The sequence below is a fragment of the Marinicella meishanensis genome, from assembly GCF_019931145.1.
GTDB lineage: Bacteria > Pseudomonadota > Gammaproteobacteria > Xanthomonadales > Marinicellaceae > Marinicella > Marinicella meishanensis.
Window position 1 is genome coordinate 176,162 of record NZ_JAIOUV010000002.1, and the last position, 17,764, is coordinate 193,925.

Sequence of the window (17,764 nt, forward strand, 5' to 3'; positions counted from 1 at the left end):
ATCTTTGACCATCATTGCATAGAATGTTCTTCAGACTTCTGGAGTGAACACCGTGCGACTCACCAAACCATTCATCCAATTGCCTGTGCAGTTTGATCAGCAGGCATTACAAGCCGAAATCGACGCCTTACCACCGACATCTTGGCGGCCGCATCCGCAAGGGTTTGAGGGCAATTCTGCGGTCTTGTTGGTGACCCAGAATGGCTCTGATAATGATTGGACCCACGGGCCCATGCAAGCCACCCAGTGGTTGGCTCAATTACCCTATTTGAGTGCCGTGATGGCGTCATTTAATGCCCCAATTGGTCGCACCCGATTGATGCGCATTGAGGGTGACGCTGCGGTCCCCAAACACACCGACCTGGATTATTATTGGATTCATCGACTGCGCATTCACGTGCCCATCATCACCAATGATTTGGTGTGCTTTGAATGCGGCGGTGCGTCGGTGAACATGGCAGCGGGTGAAGCCTGGGTGTTTGACACCACCGAACAACACCGCGTGACCAACCCCCAAGGCGGGGTTCGGATTCATCTGGTGATGGATACCGTCGGCAGTGACCACATCCATCAATTGATGTCACAAGATGTGCACACCACCCAATGCACCACCACTCTTGAAGATTTGAAAGCGGGTTCCAAACGGATGGTGTTTGAACAACACAACCGACCTCCGGTGATGAGCCCGGCAGAACAGCAAGCAATACACCACCAATTTTTGGAGATCATGGCCACCGAACATGACCCGACAGCAGTGAAAACTGTTGCGGGTGTGCTGCAGCCCATCATGCGCGATTGGGCGGCGGTTTGGGCTGAACATGCCGCCCATTCCAGTGGACAGCCTGCCTACATTCAACTGCAAAAGAGACTGCAACAGGCAGTCAAATCTCTGGCCCATTATCAACTTCGAGGCTCTGGAGTCGATGAGTGGATTCGACATTGGCTGATAGACCCGGCCCTTGGCGACGCCGATCTTAATCCAACATCATCAGACGCCGACGGCCAAAATAAGGCTCAGGACAACACCAACCAAGCCGGCTTTTCCAGTCAATACACTGAAAGCTTTCCTGCCTTGTTGGCTCATTTGAATGGTTCCCTCGCAGTCACCACTTATGCCAGCAATCGCGTGGTGCTGTTGCGGGCCAATGGCACTGACATGAATACCCATTTCAAAGATTTTCATGGTCCCATGGGCTTGGCTTGTGATGGCCAGCAATTGGCTTTGGGTGTACAAAATGCCATTTGGCTGTTTCGCTCACAACCTGACTTACAAGCTGTTGTGGGAGCACCATGTGATGTGGTTTACCGCCCCACAAAACAGCACATCACTGGTGATGTCAGGGTGCATGAATTGGCTTGGTCTGGGCATGATTTGTGGTGGGTGAACACCCGGTTTTCATGTTTATCGACCCTCGATGATGAGCACAGTTTCGTGCCCCAATGGCACCCAAAATTCATCAACAATCTGAGCGCTGAAGATGCTTGTCATTTGAACGGTCTGGCCATGCGAGATGGTCGACCCTCATGGGTCACCGCCCTGGGAGTCAGCGACCAACCCAGTGGTTGGCGGGACAACAAGCTCAACGGCGGCGTGGTGTTGGATGTCGCCAGCCAAGAAACGGTCACCCACGGCTTGTGCATGCCACACTCACCCAGGTGGCACGGCAACGCGCTGTGGGTATTGGACTCTGGCCTGGGTCGATTGTGCCAAGTGGACCTGAGCACAGGAGCACGAGAAACGGTGACTGAGATTCCTGGCTTTGCGCGGGGATTGGCCATGGTTGATCGCTACGCCTTTATTGGTGGTTCTCGGGTTCGTGAAGCGGCATGGTTCAGTGGCTTACCCATTTTGGCCCAAGAACAAAAACCTGAGTGTGGCATTTGGGCCGTTGATTTGGTCTCGGGTCAACTGATTGGGTGGCTCAAGTTTGCTGATGGGATAGATGAAATATTTGATGTGCAATGGCTGCCAAACGTGCTCTGGCCTGAGATTTTGGAGCCCGATGAGGACACCACAAGAAATGGGTTCACCTTACCCGCTGAACAACTGAACCAATTCACTGGAGCATCATAAACCAAGCACCCCAACTGGCTGACAGCCAGCCCCCGCTTGCTTAACGCGGGGGCTGGATAATCACCTCATTCGGGCTTCAGTTGATGCCTTCAAAACCGTCTTCAAAGATCAAGTCAGACTCGGTTGTGGACGAGAAGGTGTCAGACACATCACCGATGGTCAGCTCAGTATCCACCGTGGTTTCATAATCAGCCGAAGCGGTGTGACGCACGGCCACCACGTTGCCAGCTTCAACCGTTCCGGGGGTGGTGACAAATGGCCCACCATTGATCGAATAGCTGCCACCGGTTACCGCAATGGGCGTCGGTAAGTTGATGTCATTTACGGTGATCATGTTGGAAGTCTGTTCACTGCTTAATGGCACGCCGAATTGGTCCACAAAGGTGAAACTGGCCGGCGTGGTGTCTTCTGCAAAGGTGGTTGAGGAGAAGGTGTCGCTGACCCCACCGATGGTTAACTCGGTGTCCACCGTGTCGTTGAAAGAGGATGAAGACGTGTGCTGCACCCGCACCTCATCACCATCCACCACGGTGCCTGGGGTACTGACAAATGCCCCGCCATTGATCGAATAACTGCCACCCGTGACGGTGATCGCCGCCGTGGAATTGATTCCCATGACCGTGATGGTGTCTGAGGTGCGCAAATCATTCAGTGGCACATCCACTTGATCGGTGAAAGCAAAGACTTCTGGCACCGTGTCTTCGACCACAGTGGTCGATGTGAACGTGTCGCTGACGCCGCCAATGGTCAGTTCAGTATCCACCGAATCACTGAAAGAGGACGAAGACGTGTGCTGCACCCGCACCTCATCACCATCCACCACGGTGCCTGGGGTACTGACAAATGCCCCGCCATTGATCGAATAACTGCCACCCGTGACGGTGATCGCCGCCGTGGAATTGATTCCCATGACCGTGATGGTGTCTGAGGTGCGCACATCATTCAGTGGCACATCCACTTGATCGGTGAAAGCAAAGACCTCTGGCACCGTGTCTTCGGCTTCGGTGGTCGAGGAAAAGGTGTCACTCACCCCACCAATGGTCAGCTCCGTATCCACGGTGTCGCTGAAAGATGCTGATGAGGTGTGTTGGACAGCCACCTGATCACCATCGACCACCATGTCTGCTCCAGTCACAAAAGGTCCACCATTGATCGAATAACTGCCGCCGGTAACCGCAATGGGGGTCGGTGAATTGATCCCCGTGACATCAATGAGATTGGACGTTTGTGCAGTGCTGACAGGCACATCAATGACATCGGTGAAGGAAAAGCCATCTGGTGTGGTGTCAATGTTGTTGATCGCCAAGTGGTCTTCCACTTCGCCGCCGGTTGCCAGTCCCGTGGCATTGGCTGCAGCTGCATCCGAACTCAAACGCAAGCGCGCCACGGTCAAAGGAGCTGCCCCTACTGGAGGCACTGGGAATGTCAAATCCACATCGCCGGCATTGGTGCCATCAGCCACCGCGGTCATGGCCCGCTCTGTGGCATTGTCAAACACCCCATCACCGTCATAATCGATCCAACCGTATAAAGTGGCTGCGGCGCCAGATGTGTTGGTCACATTCACTGTGACCACCGGCGCGGTGGCGGTGAATTCAATGACCCCGGCAATGCCGTCTTCGTCATCCAGATTGTTCAGGTCGTCACCGTCGGCATCCACTGAAGGCAAACCATTCGGATCATTGTCGGTCAAGGCCCCGATGGCCATGCCAGCCACCCTGATGTGTGCCGGTCCATCATCGGCGCCCCGTGTTTGGTAGTCAACCAACAACGTATCGGTTACGATTTGGCCGAACACTTCGGTTTCACCGTCAACCAAGGGTGGCGTGTTGTCATCGCCATGGAACACCACCAGCATGTCACTGTTGGCACCATTGTAAGCAAGGTCGGCATTGAACACCCCAAAGTTGGTCGCCCCATCGGGGCCGACTTGGGTTAATCTGACTTCATTGGTATCAATTGCCGCACCGGCAGCATCCACCCTTCTGGCCCAAATTTCATTCTCATTGTCCGCCGCTTCATCACCATGAAACACCACAGTGTAATTGGCGGTGATTGGGTTATAAGCCACGCCTGGGGTGAATCCTGCAAAGCTGGTGGAACCAGGTAATCCCACGTCACTGATCAGGAAATAACTGCCATTGGGCGCGCCAGTGCTGGCCGTCACACGTTGGCCAAAAATTTCATTTTCTCCATCACTGACCAATTCATCATCACCCCTGAACACCACCATGAATTGGTTGTCATCGGGGTTGTAGGCCACGGCTGGATTCGAGGTGCGTGATAAGATGCTGCCCACCCCACCCAAAGTGGTCAAACGGGTTTGCGTGGCTCCCAAAGGTCCGCCACCACCGGCCACCCGGCGACCGAACACTTCGAATTCATTGTCAACCGTGCCATTGGCGTTGTCGTCAGAATTCCACACCACGAAATACTCATCAGTGGCCGCATTCCAAGTCAATTGGGGATCGTCCGCCCGGTAATTGATGCTGGCACCGTTGGCACCACCCATGCGGCTGATTTGCATGCGACCTCCCAGCGGACTGAAGGTGTCGGCATCAAATCTTTGCCCAAAAATTTCGTTTTCATTGTCCAACAAACCATCATCACCGGTGTTCACATCGCCAGCCCATACCACCAAAAACTCGTTGCTGGTGGTGCTGTAATCGACTTCGGGATTGGCTGCTCGAGAACCGGTATCCGCATCTGTACCCATGGTACTGACTCGAATTTGGCTGCCCAATAAAGCACCGGAGTTGGAAACAAATCGGGCATAAATTTCAAATTTGTTGTCCAGTCCAGCGATGTTGTCACCTTGCCAGACCACCATGTATTGATTGGTCACTGAGGACCACGCCACATCTGGGGCAAAGGCATCTCTGTTGCCATCCGCATCCATGGCACTGATGCGGAATTGACCACCGATCAATTGTCTGGTGTCACCATCCACACGCCGACCCCACACTTCGAATTCGTTGTCTGTGGCGTCGTTATCTGCCACCCAAACGATCAAATATTCATTGTTGGTGGCATTGTAAGCCACCCTTGAGTTGTTGGCAGCACGGGCCGTGTCGCCGTTGGTCCCAGCCGCACTGATTCTGAAATCATCATTGCCATTTTGTAACAACACTTCGGCATCACCGGTGCCAGGAATGAAGTCCGGGGCATCGGCATAATCAATTTGAATCAACTCATAGGCCCCGATGTCAACCACCAATGAGCCGTTCAGATCACCATCGGCAATCCGATCAAAAATTCCACCCCGTTGATCGGTGGACAAGCCACCAATTTCTGCTGGATTGCCGGCATCGATGGCCGGACTGCTGTCGTTCAAGGCATGGGTTGGGGTGGGGCCTCGATTATCGGCCAATCCTGCCAAGTTGGGATCGCTGCTGACATCAATTGTGCCGGTAAAACCGGCATGCGATTCAATCAAGTTGCCTTGACCATTGGCAGTGGCAGTGCCGCCGCCTATGGTGTTGACTTGAACGTCATTACCGCCGGTGGTATTGGCCACAATGGTGTTGTTGATGCTGGCCACAGAGTTGCCACCGTTACCCAACACATACACCGCTCCTTGCCCAGTTCCTGGAGTGAGGTTGCTGACCCCACCAGCCACCGAACTGTCGGCAATGGTCACATGGCGCAAGCTCACTGACGCATCGGTCGCCCCATTGTTCATGCTGAAAATGGCTGCACCGAAGCCATCGCCACCGCCGCCATCAGCCACCGGACCACCGGGTCCACCATAAGGGGTCAAACCACCACTGCCACCACCGGTTGCGGTGCTGCCAGAGATGGTTGAATTTCTGACCGATAAATCCCCACCGTAATTAAAGATGGCACCGCCAAAACCGGCCCCACCACCGCCATCACCGCTGGGTTGAAAAGAATTGCGATCGGCCCGTCCGTTGGTACCGGCACCACCACCGAAACCGCCGCCACCACCGATACCGACATTGCGGGTGTAGTTGAAGGAGACCACACTGCCACCGCCACCACCACCGCCACCAAAGCCACCCAAGCCACCGTTACCACCGGTACATACGCCAGAGCCACCGCCGGTACACAGAGAACCGCCGCCACCACCAGCGCCGCCAAACAATCCGCCAGCACCGCCGGCTTGACCGCTGCCGCTGCCAGCACCTGAACGGCCTCGGCCACCACCGCCGCCGCCGCCATCACCACCGGCACCACCGTTGACACCGCCGCCATTGGGTCCGCCACCAACACCACCGGTGTTGCTGGACGATTGACCACCTGAGCCACCGGCACCACCACCACCGGCTCCGCCGTCACTGGCCGCACCACCATTGCCACCGGCACCACCGGTGGCACTGTGTCCAAACATCGTCACCCCATCCAAAACCACAGTGCCTTGATTGAGGATGCCACCACCCAAACCAGCACCACCACCAGCACCGGCTGTGCGGCTGCCTGTATTGCCACCCACCGCAGCACCGTTGCCAAAAGCCAAGTTGCTGACATCCAGACTGGAACCTGGCTGCACATGAAACAGTCTGAATCGATTGTTGGAAGTGGCCGTTCGTTCAACGGTGACCCCATTGTCTCCAGTTGGACCATTGATCGTGATGTCGGTGTTGTTGCCAATGATGAATGCCGTGGCACCCAACTCTCCACCATCCAGTCCCGTGTCAAACAATGACAGGGTGATGGTCAGGTCACCATTGGCCACCAAGGCCGAATCAAAATTGATGATGTGGCTGCCGCCCAACGCCACCGCTTCTTCAATCGCTGAGCGCAATGAAGTTCTGCCCGCACCATCGGCGGCTATGCCATCACCTGGATTGATGTCTGGCGTATCCACCACCGTATCCACAGCAAACGTGGCTGCCTGCGCACTGCCTCCACACAAGCCAACCAACAGGCCCATGTACAAGCGGTTTAATCTGAAATTTTTCGAATCAGTCATGTGTCCCCCGGGAAATATTGAATTAAATACGAAAAGATTCTAACACAACAATTTCTGATCAAATACGGGTTTTTATCAAGCAGCGCAAAATGATCAAATTGGCGCAGATTTTTTTAGATTTTCAGTCCACCACCAAGCTGGGGTGACACGTTTTGACGGATTGTTTTGAATTCAGTCAGGATCACCAAGGGACAACTTTTTATCCGCCACCAACACCCCATCGGCATCGGCGTAGACCCAATCGCCAGGATTGAATTTGACCCCGCCAAACTGAATCGGGATGCCCACCGAGCCGGCGCCTGATTTGGCGCTTTTCTTGGGTGAGGTGCCCAGGCAATAGACCGCCACATCCATTTCATCGACTTCGGCACTGTCCCGGATCGCGCCGTTGATGATGATGCCGGCCCAGTCGTTGTCCTGCAGGATGCCGGCGATGATGTCGCCGAGGATCGCCAGGCGGGTGGAACCGCCGCCATCCACCACCAGCACCCGACCATTACCGGGTTGGCTCAATTCGGCTTTGAGCAGCACGTTGTCTTCGAATGACTGGACCGTTTGAATCGGTCCGTGGAAGGCTTTGACGCGGCCAAATTTCAAGAAGGGCAGGTGACAAAACTCAACGTCGTCATTGTGGTCGTCGACCAGATCAGCGGTTTTCATGGGGTTCATACGGGCTCTGGGTGTGGGCCCATGTTAACGACAATCAGCGGCGCTGTAAACCCGCCAGTCAGATCGATTGGAACACCCCGGCACCCGATGGGCCCACGAAGTCTGGGAATACCGATTGCAAATCAGCGGCGCCCAGGCGATTGATCAGGGCATCAGACAACACCGTGCGGTAGTCGGTGGTGATGGCCAAATCCCCTTGATTCAGATCACCACTGGACAAGCCCGGCCATTGGGTGATGACCTGACCGCCATTGACCCCACCGCCGAGGGCGAACATCACCGAGCCATGACCATGGTCGGTACCCAATGACGCATTTTCTTTGACCCGGCGACCGAATTCGGTCATGGTCACCACCGTGACCGAGGCCATGCGGTCACCCAGGTCTTGGTAGAAAGCGGCCAAAGTGGCGGCAAAATCACTGGCCAAGGGCGTCATGGCCGCCTCCAATTGGTCGTGGTGGTCCCAGCCGCCGACATCGACGCAGGCCACTTGCAGGCCGATGCCTGATTTGATCAATTGCGCCACCTGTTGCATGTCGGTGCCAAATGGCGAGGCTGGATATTCAGCGCCATGGTCCACGGCGATGCTGCCTGGATCGGCGGCTTTCAATTCGTCGACCGAGGCCAGGATGCCACTGGCGGCCACGTCCATCGGCGCCGCTTGGTTGAACAATCCGGCAATGGCCGCACGCAATGGGTCTTCGTCTTCGGGGTGGGTGTTGAGGTTGTAGCCTTCGATCGAGTTCATGCCCACCACCGGATAAGCCCCTTGCAAAGCCAATTGCACTTGCCCAAAGCCGACGCCTTGGAAGGTGGAGGCCGGTCCTGACAAGGTGGCCAGGTAACGATTGAGCCAGCCATCGGTGGTGGTGTTGACCCCTGGGGTGCCATATTCCATGAAATCCTGGGCTTCAAAATGTGAGCGCGATGGGTCCGGCGAACCGGTGGCATGCACCACCGCCAAATCACCGGCGTCATACAAGGATTTCAGCGGTGACAAATTCGGATTCAAGCCAAAAAACCCATCCAGATCGATGGCGCCACCCGTTTGGCCGGGTTGCGGGACGGCGATGTTGGGCCGGTTTTGGTAATAGGCCGACTCACCATGGGGCACCACCATATTCAGCCCATCGGCCCCACCCCGTTGGTAGACACAAACCAACACATCGGCGCTGCCGGTCTGACCCGTTTGGCCAAACACCAAGCGGGGGGTGATCAAGGGCACGGCGGCCAGACCTGATGCTTTCAAAAATGTTCTTCGTTTCATGCCAGACTCCTGTTCATGGGTGATTCACCGGTGCTCATCGTTGTTGAAAATGGCGCGACGCCAACAAGGCCGCCAACACTGCCCGGGCACTGGCCAAGGCTTGATCCAGCGGCAAAGGCACGGTGCTGGGCTGCCCACCGGCCGCCAATTGGATCAAAGCATCGCGGTCATTTTGGCCGATGTTGTGGTGCAGCACCTGTTCAATCATGCGGTCGGTGATGGCTGCCGCGCTGCGGGCTGATCCCAACATGGTCAACACGGGTATCGGCAAAAAATCAGCGGCCACCGCGCTGGGTTCATTGTCGCCATCCACATTGCGGCCCAGATCCAAATCACCGAAGGCCACGGCAAAGGCCAAGTTCCAACGATCCAACAAGGCATTGGTGTTGAGCCACGAGGCGGCTTGGTCGCTGTAGCCGGTGGGGGCTGGGTAGGCAAATGGGGTCTGTTTCATGTTGCGCGTTTGGCGGTAAATGAACTCAAACGCCCGGTTGTTGCTGACCGGGGTGAAGGTGCGCACCAAAGACAACACATACTCAACGGGTCGTTTGAACTTCTGGCCGCTGGAGGCGGCGAATTCATCACTCAAAAACAAGGTGCGCAAACAGTCTTTGATGTCACCGTCGGTTTGCGTGAAAGTGGTGGCCACCGCATCCACCGCCGCTTGCGGTGGCTCATCACTGATGAAGCGTTGGCACAGTTTTTTGGCGATGAACGCTGCGGTCGATGGGTGACTGGCCAACAAATCCAACACCTGTTCACCGTCTTCGATGCCGCCGCCGGCTGGGATGGTTTGACCCAACACGGTCTTGGCCCCGGTGTCGTGATTGGGCGCAAAGAAAAAGAACAACCCATCGGCTTGTTCGGTGATGGTCCAACCGGTGAAACAACGGGCCACTTCTTTGACATCGTCTTCGGTGTAGCCTCCATTGACGCCCAAAGTGTGTAACTCCATCAATTCCCGGGCGTAGTTTTCATTGGGCCCATCAGCGGTGTTGGAAAACCCGTCCAGGTACAACAACATCACCGGACTTTTGGCATTGGCATGCAACAAGTCCCGAAAGCGCCCCAGCGCGTGGGGCCGGATGTTGTCGCGGTCATCGATGCCCTTGAACACCTGAATGGCCCCATCAAACAAGTTGACGTTGAAATGGTTGGACCAAAACTCCACCATCATTTCATACAACTGATTGGGCTGATAAGCCGCCCGAATCAAGGTCGCCGCCACGATCTCAAAGGCCGGGTTGAATTGGTTGTCGGAACGGGCCCGATGGATCACTTCGGCGTAATCCATGGACAGTGAATCAAACACCTGGTGCAGTAAATTCTCAATCACGCCGATGTCAAAGGCTTCCCAAGCCAATTGGTACTCCAGATATTCGGCCAAACCCAAATCCCTTGCCAAGTCCAATTCTTCGGCACTGTAGCCATAGGAGCTGCGGTTCAAAAAGTGGGCCAGCAAATCCGGTTGTTGATCCATTGGGGCCGCAGCCAGGGTTTTGCCATCGGCCGCTGACTTGTCCGCGGCCATGGCCGGTAACTGGCCCATGCCGCTGTCGACCAGCAGCCGGGTAATGGCTTGGATTTGAGCTTGATTGGCTTTCAAGGTGTTGGCTGTCATGGGACTGCTTTGCAGGGTGAGGACGTTCATGGTGTGGCCTCCTGTTCACAAGGTGCCGCCAGATACAGGCGTTCAAACGGAAATTCCCCTGAGTGTTGTTCGCCGGCGGCATTGTAATAAGCCCGACCCCGGTAACAACTGTCAAACACCACCGTCAGTTCACCCCATTGGGGTTGTTCAATGGCACTGGCGGTGTTGAACTGGCCGCCTTGGGGTTCCAACACCGTCAAGGTGGCTTGGTGGCCATTGACCGGGCCGGTGGCGATGAACCACTGTTGCGCATCACCGGCTTGGTTGAAGGTGAACCAATAGGCAATCAAAACGCCACTGTCCGGCACGTACTCAAACAACAGGCCTTGGCCCGATGTGGCTGGGTTGTGGTAACCGGCATTGATGCGTTGGTCAATCACAAACGGATTGCTGGGGGCTGCCACCACCAAGGCCCCTTGCATGTTGGGGTCGAGGGAGCTGGCGTAATACACCTCACCGCCACTGCCGGTGATGGTGGCGGTGTATTGATCACCCGGGGACAAAAACGGGCTGGTGATGGACACTTGCTGGGCATTGTCCAAGGTACTGATTTGGTGCGTGCCGGCAGTCACTTGCCATTGCACGGTGTCGCCGGATTGGACGTTCACCACCGCCGGTTCAAAGCGGTTGGCATGCACCGTGATCACATGTTGTTCAGCCGCCAGGGCCAGCGACAACAACAGACCAGCACAAAAGGTCAGGCAGCGCATGTCACACCTCACTGCAGTTGATGGGCGCGGTGACGCGGGTCAGATCCATGGTGCCGGACAGGCCATTAGGTCCGCTGTAACTGAAGTCAGCCGACAAACAATCATTGAAGGTTAATTGGCCCGTGCCCCAGGGGTTGTTGGTGGGCAGCTGATCGGGGTTGTTGAGCTGGCCATCGGTGGCTTGATAAATGGTCAACTCGATGGTGTCACTGCCCAAGGCACCGTGCGCGGTGAGCCACATCTGTTCACCGCCACTGGGTTGATAAGTGAACCAGGCCAAGAACACCTGGTTGCTGTCTGGAATGACGTGGATCACCAAGCCTTGACCCGAACGGTCGGCTTGGTGCCAGGGACCATTCAAGCCTGGGTGGGCGTCTATGGCCAGGACCTGCCATGACCCAAACAAGGCGATTAACAACACAATTTTTCGCATACCTTTCTCCATCTGTTGGCAACAACAACGCCGACCTCTCCTGGTCGGTTGACAACACTGCCATTAAATTCTCATTGTTCATTAGAGCATGGGCCGCCCCCGTTTGGATGCATCATTCGCCAAAAATCACCACGAAAACGGCTGATGACTGCCCATTTTAATGAAAACTTAAGGTCTGGTATGGCGGCAAGGCCTGAGCCAGCGGGCGGCCGAGTCGTTGTATACAAAAACCCACAGCCTCCATTATAATGAATGATCCTTATTGGCTTGGAATGTCATCGTTTGGAAGCACACATCACAGAATGGTTGAATTTATCGGTCCGGTGGATCCACATCATCACCGGCATCGCTTGGATTGGCGCGTCTTTTTATTTTATTTTTTTGGAAAACAACCTGAACCGCACCGTCAACGTGCGGGAGGAATTGGCTGGCAACCTGTGGGCCATCCACGGCGGTGGTTTTTACTACCTGGAAAAATACCAGGTGGCGCCACAACAAGTGCCAGATGATTTGCATTGGTTCAAGTGGGAAGCCTATTTCACTTGGCTGTCAGGCATGGCCTTGCTGGTGATTATGTACTATTACAATGCCCAGGTGTACATGATCGACCCCAGTGTCGCGGCGCTGACATCCAGCAAAGCGGTGCTGTTGGGTTTGGGCACCTTGGCCCTGGGTTGGCTGGTTTATGACGGTTTGTGCCGATCCCCGCTGGTGCGCCATCAACGGTGGTTTGCCTTGTTGGGCCTGGTGCTGGTGTTGGCCCTGACTTATGCGCTGACCCAATGGCTCAGTGCCCGGGCGGCCTACATCCATGTCGGCGCCATGCTCGGCACCCTGATGGTGGCCAATGTGTTTTTTGTCATCATCCCCGCGCAAAAGGCCATGGTCCAAGCCGCGGTTGATGGTCAGGCGGTGAACCCCCAACTGGGTAAAAATGCGCTGCGCCGTTCCATTCACAACAACTACCTGACCTTGCCGGTGTTGTTCATCATGATCAGTCACCACTTTCCCAGCACCTTTGGCCACCACCACAGTTGGTTGATCCTGGGCGTTTTGATGGTGGTGGGTGTGTTGGTCAGGCATTGGTTCAACCTCAAAGGCCAGGGTCGAAGCAATTATTGGCTGTTACCAACCGCCTTGCTGCTCATGGTGGCCCTGGTGATCTACACCAAACCGGCGGCCATCACCGCGCCTGCAACCACCTCAACCGGCTCGCAGTCCACCCCCATCAGTGATGCGCAAGCCATGCACATCATCCACACCCACTGCAGCAATTGCCATGCGGTCAACCCCAGCAGTGAGTTGTTCACCACGCCCCCCAAAAATCTGGTGTTGGAATCGGTGGAACAAGTGCTGAACAACCAGTTGTTGATCAAAGCCCAAGTGATCAACAGCCGCATCATGCCGCTGGGTAACCTGACCCAAATGACCGACACCGAACGGGCCCAATTGGGTCAATGGCTGGCCAGTCAGGCGGCCCAATCAAACGCCACTCCAAAACCATGATCGCTTTGTCATCCAAACAGGTATTGATCGATGGTCGCACCCAGGCAGCCACCTTGTTGCTCGAACAAGGGCGCATTCAGGCCGTGAATCCATGGGGCGATGTGCCTGCTGGATATGCCCACCATGACTGTGGCGAGTGGCTGGTAATGGCTGGCTTGGTTGATTCACATGTGCACATCAATGAGCCTGGGCGCACCGATTGGGAAGGCTTCAACACCGCCACCCAAGCCGCTGCTGCCGGTGGCATCACCACGGTGATTGACATGCCACTGAACTGCATCCCGGTGACCACCGACATGGACAGTTTACAAGCCAAAATGGCCTGTCTGGCGGACCAGTTGTGGGTTGATGTGGGCTTTCATGGGGGTGTGATTCCAGGCAACGCCCCACACTTACCGGCCATGATCGATGCCGGCATCAACAGTTTCAAAGCCTTCATGATTGATTCTGGGGTGGCTGAATTTCCGGCCAGTGACATGGCCACTTTGGATGAGGCCATGCCGATTCTGGCGGCGGGTGGCGCCACCTTGTTGGTGCATGCCGAACTGCCGCCGAGCAACAGCCACAGCGAAACTCCGGCCGATTTGGCCAGTTATCAGGCGTTTTTACAGTCCCGCCCGGATGCCTGGGAATTGGACGCCATTGCCGCCCTCATTGAATTGTCCAACAAGCACCGCTGTGCGGTGCATGTGGTGCATTTGTCATCGGCCGCAGCCATTGACTTGATCGCTGCGGCCAAAGCCGCTGGCACCCCCATCACTTGTGAAACCTGCCCACATTACTTGACCCTGGCCGCTGAACACATCCCGGATGGCGATGCCCGTTTCAAGTGTTGTCCCCCAATCCGCAACCAAGCCAATCAGGACCGGCTGTGGCAGGGTCTGGAACAAGGGGTGATTGATTTCATTGTGTCTGATCATTCGCCCTGCACCCCCAACCTCAAGTTGTTGGAATCGCACAACCTGTGGGAAGCCTGGGGTGGCATCTCATCTTTGCAGTTCGGCTTGAGCTTGATCTGGACCGCCCTGCAACAACGGGGACTGGGCCTGGATGTGTTGGCCAAATGGATGTGTGAAAACCCCGCCAAACTGGTCTCTTTGCAACACCGCAAAGGTCGAATCGCCCCGGGTTTTGATGCCGATTTGGTGGTCTGGGATCCCCAGGCACAACAAACCATCGACGCCAACAACACCTATCACAAACACAAGCCTTCGGCCTATGAACAAGTGACCGTTCAAGGTCAGGTGCACCAAACCTGGTTGCGCGGTCAATTGATTTACCAAGCCAGCGACAACCAGCATTTTACCCAACAACCCAAGGGGGTGGCCTTGCTATGAAACCATTTGAGCATTTAATTGACTTGGCCGCCGAGCGCGTGGGCGGCCTGGTGTTGGCTTGCAGTGACGACTTTTTCGCGGAAAAAGAAAACCTGATCAAACCCGGTCGGGGGGTGTTCATTGAGGGCAAATACACCGATCGGGGCAAGTGGATGGATGGCTGGGAAAGCCGCCGCAAGCGTGAACCCGGCCATGATTGGTGTACCTTGAAATTGGGTTTGCGCGGGGTGATCCACGGCGTGGACATCGACACCAACCATTTTTTGGGTAACCACCCACCCCACGCCTCATTGGAAGCGGCCTGTGTCGAGACCGAGCCCAGTGCCGAGGATTGGGCCGAGATCCTGCCCAAATCCCCCCTGGAACCCGGCTCACACAACCCCTATGCCATCGACAGCGAGGCCGAATGGACCCATTTGAAACTGCACATTTACCCCGATGGTGGGGTGGCCCGCCTGAAAGTGTATGGCGAGGTAAAACCGGATTGGACAGCGCTGGCCGACGATCAAATCATTGATTTGGTGGCGGTGGAAAACGGCGGCCGGGTGCTGTGTTGTAACGACATGTTTTTTGGCGCCAAGGACAACCTCATCATGCCGGGTCGGGGCATCAACATGGGCGATGGCTGGGAGACCAAGCGGCGGCGGGGGCCGGGTCATGATTGGGCCATCCTGCAATTGGGCCACCCTGGGGTGATCGAGCAAATCGAAGTCGACACCCACCATTTCAAAGGCAATTACCCAGACCGCTGTGCATTGGAATCCATTCATGCCCCAGGCGCCAGTGACGTGGCCTTGACCGATATGGCTTGGCGGCCGTTGTTATCCGCCAGTCAATTGACGGCCCACCAACAACATTATTTCGACCAAACCCTGTTGCACCACGATCCCATCAGCCACGTGCGTTTCAACATCTATCCAGATGGTGGGGTGTCCAGACTGCGGCTCAATGGCCGCATCCACCGAGGCACCAAGCCATGAGTCTGGCGGCCTTCAACCAAATGCATGGGGCCGCCTTGGCCACCGCCTTAGAGCGGTGTTGTGGTGCCAGTCGCTGGGTGGCAGCGATGGTGGCTGCACACCCCTTTGCCAGCGTCGCCGCCGTGCACCAAAGCAGTGATGAAATTTGGTCGGCTATGGGCGAGCCCGATTACCGCGAAGCCTTCAGCCACCACCCGATGATCGGCGATTTGGCGGCGCTGCGCGAACGGTTTGCCGACACCGCGGCATGGGCTGGGCAAGAACAAAGCGGCAGCCAACAAGCAGATGAAGCCACTTTATTGGCCTTACAACAAGGCAACCACGATTACCTGGCCAAGTTTGGCCACATATTCATCGTTTGTGCCACCGGCAAAAGCGCCGCCGAAATGCTGGCTTTGTTGCAGCAACGCTTGCCCAATGATGCGGCCACAGAATTGGCCACAGCGGCCGCCGAACAAAACAAAATCACCCATTTGCGGCTGGATAAAATGCTGGGTCTGGCATCCGGCCCTGAATCATCGTTATAATGAAATCACCATAAAACGAGGCAAAGCATGAGCCCCATCACCACACACGTATTGGACACCGCCCTGGGCCAACCCGCCGCTGGCATCGCGGTCAGACTGGAACGACAATCCGCCCAAGGCCCGGTGTTGATTGCCCAAGGCACCACCGATGTAGACGGCCGCATCATGGATTGGTCAGAGGACCATTTTTCAACGGCCATGCAAGCCGGTGAATTCATCATCACCTTTGCGGTGGACGACTACCACCAGGGCCAGGGATTTTTCCCTGTGGTCAGCATCCCATTTCGGGTCACCGATGCACAAGCGCATTACCACGTGCCGTTGTTGCTCAGCCCATTCAGTTTTTCAACCTACCGAGGCAGTTGATGTCGACCAGCACAGACCCGCAACAGTTACAGCAGATTTTTGCCGATTTGTCGGTCGCCAACCGGCGTTACCAGCAAGCCTATCCCGGCGACCGCGAAGCCTTGCAGCCGATTCACACCTTGTACGGCGGCGCGCAGTTGTTCAAAGCGGGATCGACCCAAAAAATCGGCCAGTTGGCCCTGCAGTTTTGGCAGCAACATGCGCCCGATGGCGGGCATTTGGCCGCGGTGTTGCAGCCTGGCGGTGATCCGGCTTTGTGGCAACAAATCCATCAACGGGTGACCGAACGCCTGCAAAAGCGCGCGGTGGAAGATTTTCGCATCGATTTTGAAGACGGTTATGGCAACCGCCCGGATGCCGAGGAAGACGCCACCGCCGTCTATGCGGCGGAACAATTGGCCCTGGCTTACCAACAAGGCAGTGCTGCTCCTTTCATGGGCATTCGCATCAAACCGTTCAACGAAGAACTGCGCGGGCGCAGTGCCCGCACCTTGGACCTGTTTCTCAGCACCCTGGTACACCACCACGGCGACCAACTGCCCGAAAATTTCGTGGTGACCCTGCCCAAAGTGCTGATTCCGGAGCAAGTCACGGCCTTGGTGCGGTTGTTGGACCACCTGGAAGAGCGGCTGGGGCTGGCCGCCGGCAGCACCACGATTGAAATCATGGTGGAAAACACCCAAGCGCTGCTGTCACAAGACGGCGTGTGTCACCTGCCGTTAATTCACCAGGCAACCGCTGGCCGATGTCGCGGGGCGCATTTTGGCACCTATGATTACACCGCCAGTTTTGACATCACCGCGGCCTTACAGACCATGGATCACCCCAGTTGTGATTTCGCCCTACAAATGATGAAACTGGCTTTTGCCGGCACCGGGGTGTGGTTGTCCGATGGCGCCACCAGCATCATGCCGATTGGCGATGCGGCCACGGTGCAAGAAGCCTGGCGCTTGAGCTTCGCCCACATCACCCGCTCTTTGAACATGGCCTATTACCAGGGTTGGGATTTGCATCCCGGACAAATTCCGATCCGCTATGCCGCCAATTACGCCTTCTTCCTCTCCAGCCTGGAAGCTGCCTCGGTGCGATTGAAGAATTTCATCGACAAGGCCGCCCAAGCCACCTTGGTCGGCGATGTGTTCGACGATGCCGCCACCGGCCAAGGTTTGTTGAATTATTTTCTGCGGGCCTTGAATTGTGGCGCCATCAGCGAACAAGAGATCGAACAAACCGGTTTGACCCTGGCTGAACTGCGCGGCAAATCATTCCTCAAGATCGTGCAAAACCGCACCGCCCAGATGAAAGCATGAT

13 protein-coding genes are annotated in these 17,764 nt (G+C 56.0%); 7 read left to right on the plus strand and 6 right to left on the minus strand.

The features are described 5' to 3' along the window. Window positions 1–52 precede the first annotated feature (52 nt). Window positions 53–2,074, plus strand: coding sequence for a TIGR03032 family protein (locus K7G70_RS03300; protein ID WP_223787177.1), 2,022 nt, complete (start codon window positions 53–55; stop codon window positions 2,072–2,074). A gap of 76 nt (window positions 2,075–2,150) precedes the next feature. Here the strand turns inward: K7G70_RS03300 and K7G70_RS17995 are convergent, their stop codons facing one another. The 6 genes from K7G70_RS17995 to K7G70_RS03335 form a co-directional block, all read right to left on the minus strand. Next, window positions 2,151–7,007, minus strand: coding sequence for a choice-of-anchor Q domain-containing protein (locus K7G70_RS17995; protein WP_305067283.1), 4,857 nt, complete (start codon window positions 7,005–7,007; stop codon window positions 2,151–2,153). A 171-nt stretch (window positions 7,008–7,178) separates the two neighbouring features. After that, the gene (gene rraA / locus K7G70_RS03315; protein WP_223787178.1) at window positions 7,179–7,667 is read right to left on the minus strand and encodes a ribonuclease E activity regulator RraA; all 489 of its coding nucleotides are present in this window, start codon (window positions 7,665–7,667) and stop codon (window positions 7,179–7,181) included. Window positions 7,668–7,734: 67 nt separating this feature from the next. Beyond that, window positions 7,735–8,943, minus strand: a complete 1,209-nt coding sequence (locus K7G70_RS03320; RefSeq protein WP_223787179.1) for a DUF1501 domain-containing protein — start codon at window positions 8,941–8,943, stop codon at window positions 7,735–7,737. A 34-nt stretch (window positions 8,944–8,977) separates the two neighbouring features. Continuing rightward, a complete protein-coding gene (locus K7G70_RS03325) occupies window positions 8,978–10,594 on the minus strand; it encodes a DUF1800 domain-containing protein (RefSeq protein WP_223787180.1) in 1,617 nt (538 codons plus the stop codon). After that, complete coding sequence (locus tag K7G70_RS03330; protein WP_223787181.1) at window positions 10,591–11,304, minus strand: cupredoxin domain-containing protein; 714 nt, start codon at window positions 11,302–11,304, stop codon at window positions 10,591–10,593. The genes K7G70_RS03325 and K7G70_RS03330 overlap by 4 nt, the downstream gene beginning before the upstream one ends. A gap of 1 nt (window position 11,305) precedes the next feature. Beyond that, complete coding sequence (locus K7G70_RS03335) at window positions 11,306–11,737, minus strand: hypothetical protein (protein WP_223787182.1); 432 nt, start codon at window positions 11,735–11,737, stop codon at window positions 11,306–11,308. A gap of 282 nt (window positions 11,738–12,019) precedes the next feature. Here K7G70_RS03335 and K7G70_RS03340 point away from each other — a divergent pair, with 282 nt between their 5' ends. Genes K7G70_RS03340 through K7G70_RS03365 form a run of 6 tightly spaced genes read left to right on the plus strand, consistent with a single transcriptional unit; the run spans window position 12,020 to window position 17,763 of the window. Further along, window positions 12,020–13,243 (plus strand): urate hydroxylase PuuD, encoded by a 1,224-nt coding sequence (locus K7G70_RS03340; protein ID WP_223787183.1) that lies wholly within the window; start codon window positions 12,020–12,022, stop codon window positions 13,241–13,243. Next, complete coding sequence (gene allB, locus K7G70_RS03345) at window positions 13,195–14,580, plus strand: allantoinase AllB (RefSeq protein ID WP_223787184.1); 1,386 nt, start codon at window positions 13,195–13,197, stop codon at window positions 14,578–14,580. The genes K7G70_RS03340 and allB overlap by 49 nt, the downstream gene beginning before the upstream one ends. Then, complete coding sequence (gene alc / locus K7G70_RS03350) at window positions 14,577–15,560, plus strand: allantoicase (protein ID WP_223787185.1); 984 nt, start codon at window positions 14,577–14,579, stop codon at window positions 15,558–15,560. Before allB ends, alc begins: the two co-directional genes overlap by 4 nt. Then, window positions 15,557–16,087, plus strand: coding sequence for a 2-oxo-4-hydroxy-4-carboxy-5-ureidoimidazoline decarboxylase (gene uraD / locus K7G70_RS03355; protein ID WP_223787186.1), 531 nt, complete (start codon window positions 15,557–15,559; stop codon window positions 16,085–16,087). Before alc ends, uraD begins: the two co-directional genes overlap by 4 nt. A 27-nt stretch (window positions 16,088–16,114) precedes the next feature. Then, window positions 16,115–16,453: a hydroxyisourate hydrolase gene (uraH, locus tag K7G70_RS03360; RefSeq protein ID WP_223787187.1), complete on the plus strand. Its 339-nt coding sequence runs from the start codon at window positions 16,115–16,117 to the stop codon at window positions 16,451–16,453. Further along, window positions 16,453–17,763 (plus strand): DUF6986 family protein, encoded by a 1,311-nt coding sequence (locus K7G70_RS03365; protein WP_223787188.1) that lies wholly within the window; start codon window positions 16,453–16,455, stop codon window positions 17,761–17,763. Before uraH ends, K7G70_RS03365 begins: the two co-directional genes overlap by 1 nt. The last annotated feature ends 1 nt before the right edge of the window (window position 17,764 follow it).

Excerpts from the sequence above, each read along its gene's own strand:
- allB (WP_223787184.1), top strand. The coding sequence starts at position 13,195 with ATGGCTGGCCAGTCAGGCGGCCCAATCAAACGCCACTCCAAAACCATG.
- rraA (WP_223787178.1), bottom strand. The coding sequence starts at position 7,667 with ATGAAAACCGCTGATCTGGTCGACGACCACAATGACGACGTTGAGTTT.
- K7G70_RS17995 (WP_305067283.1), bottom strand. The coding sequence starts at position 7,007 with ATGACTGATTCGAAAAATTTCAGATTAAACCGCTTGTACATGGGCCTG.
- K7G70_RS03365 (WP_223787188.1), top strand. The coding sequence starts at position 16,453 with ATGTCGACCAGCACAGACCCGCAACAGTTACAGCAGATTTTTGCCGAT.
- K7G70_RS03325 (WP_223787180.1), bottom strand. The coding sequence starts at position 10,594 with ATGAACGTCCTCACCCTGCAAAGCAGTCCCATGACAGCCAACACCTTG.
- alc (WP_223787185.1), top strand. The coding sequence starts at position 14,577 with ATGAAACCATTTGAGCATTTAATTGACTTGGCCGCCGAGCGCGTGGGC.
- uraD (WP_223787186.1), top strand. The coding sequence starts at position 15,557 with ATGAGTCTGGCGGCCTTCAACCAAATGCATGGGGCCGCCTTGGCCACC.
- K7G70_RS03320 (WP_223787179.1), bottom strand. The coding sequence starts at position 8,943 with ATGAAACGAAGAACATTTTTGAAAGCATCAGGTCTGGCCGCCGTGCCC.
- K7G70_RS03335 (WP_223787182.1), bottom strand. The coding sequence starts at position 11,737 with ATGCGAAAAATTGTGTTGTTAATCGCCTTGTTTGGGTCATGGCAGGTC.
- uraH (WP_223787187.1), top strand. The coding sequence starts at position 16,115 with ATGAGCCCCATCACCACACACGTATTGGACACCGCCCTGGGCCAACCC.
- K7G70_RS03330 (WP_223787181.1), bottom strand. The coding sequence starts at position 11,304 with ATGCGCTGCCTGACCTTTTGTGCTGGTCTGTTGTTGTCGCTGGCCCTG.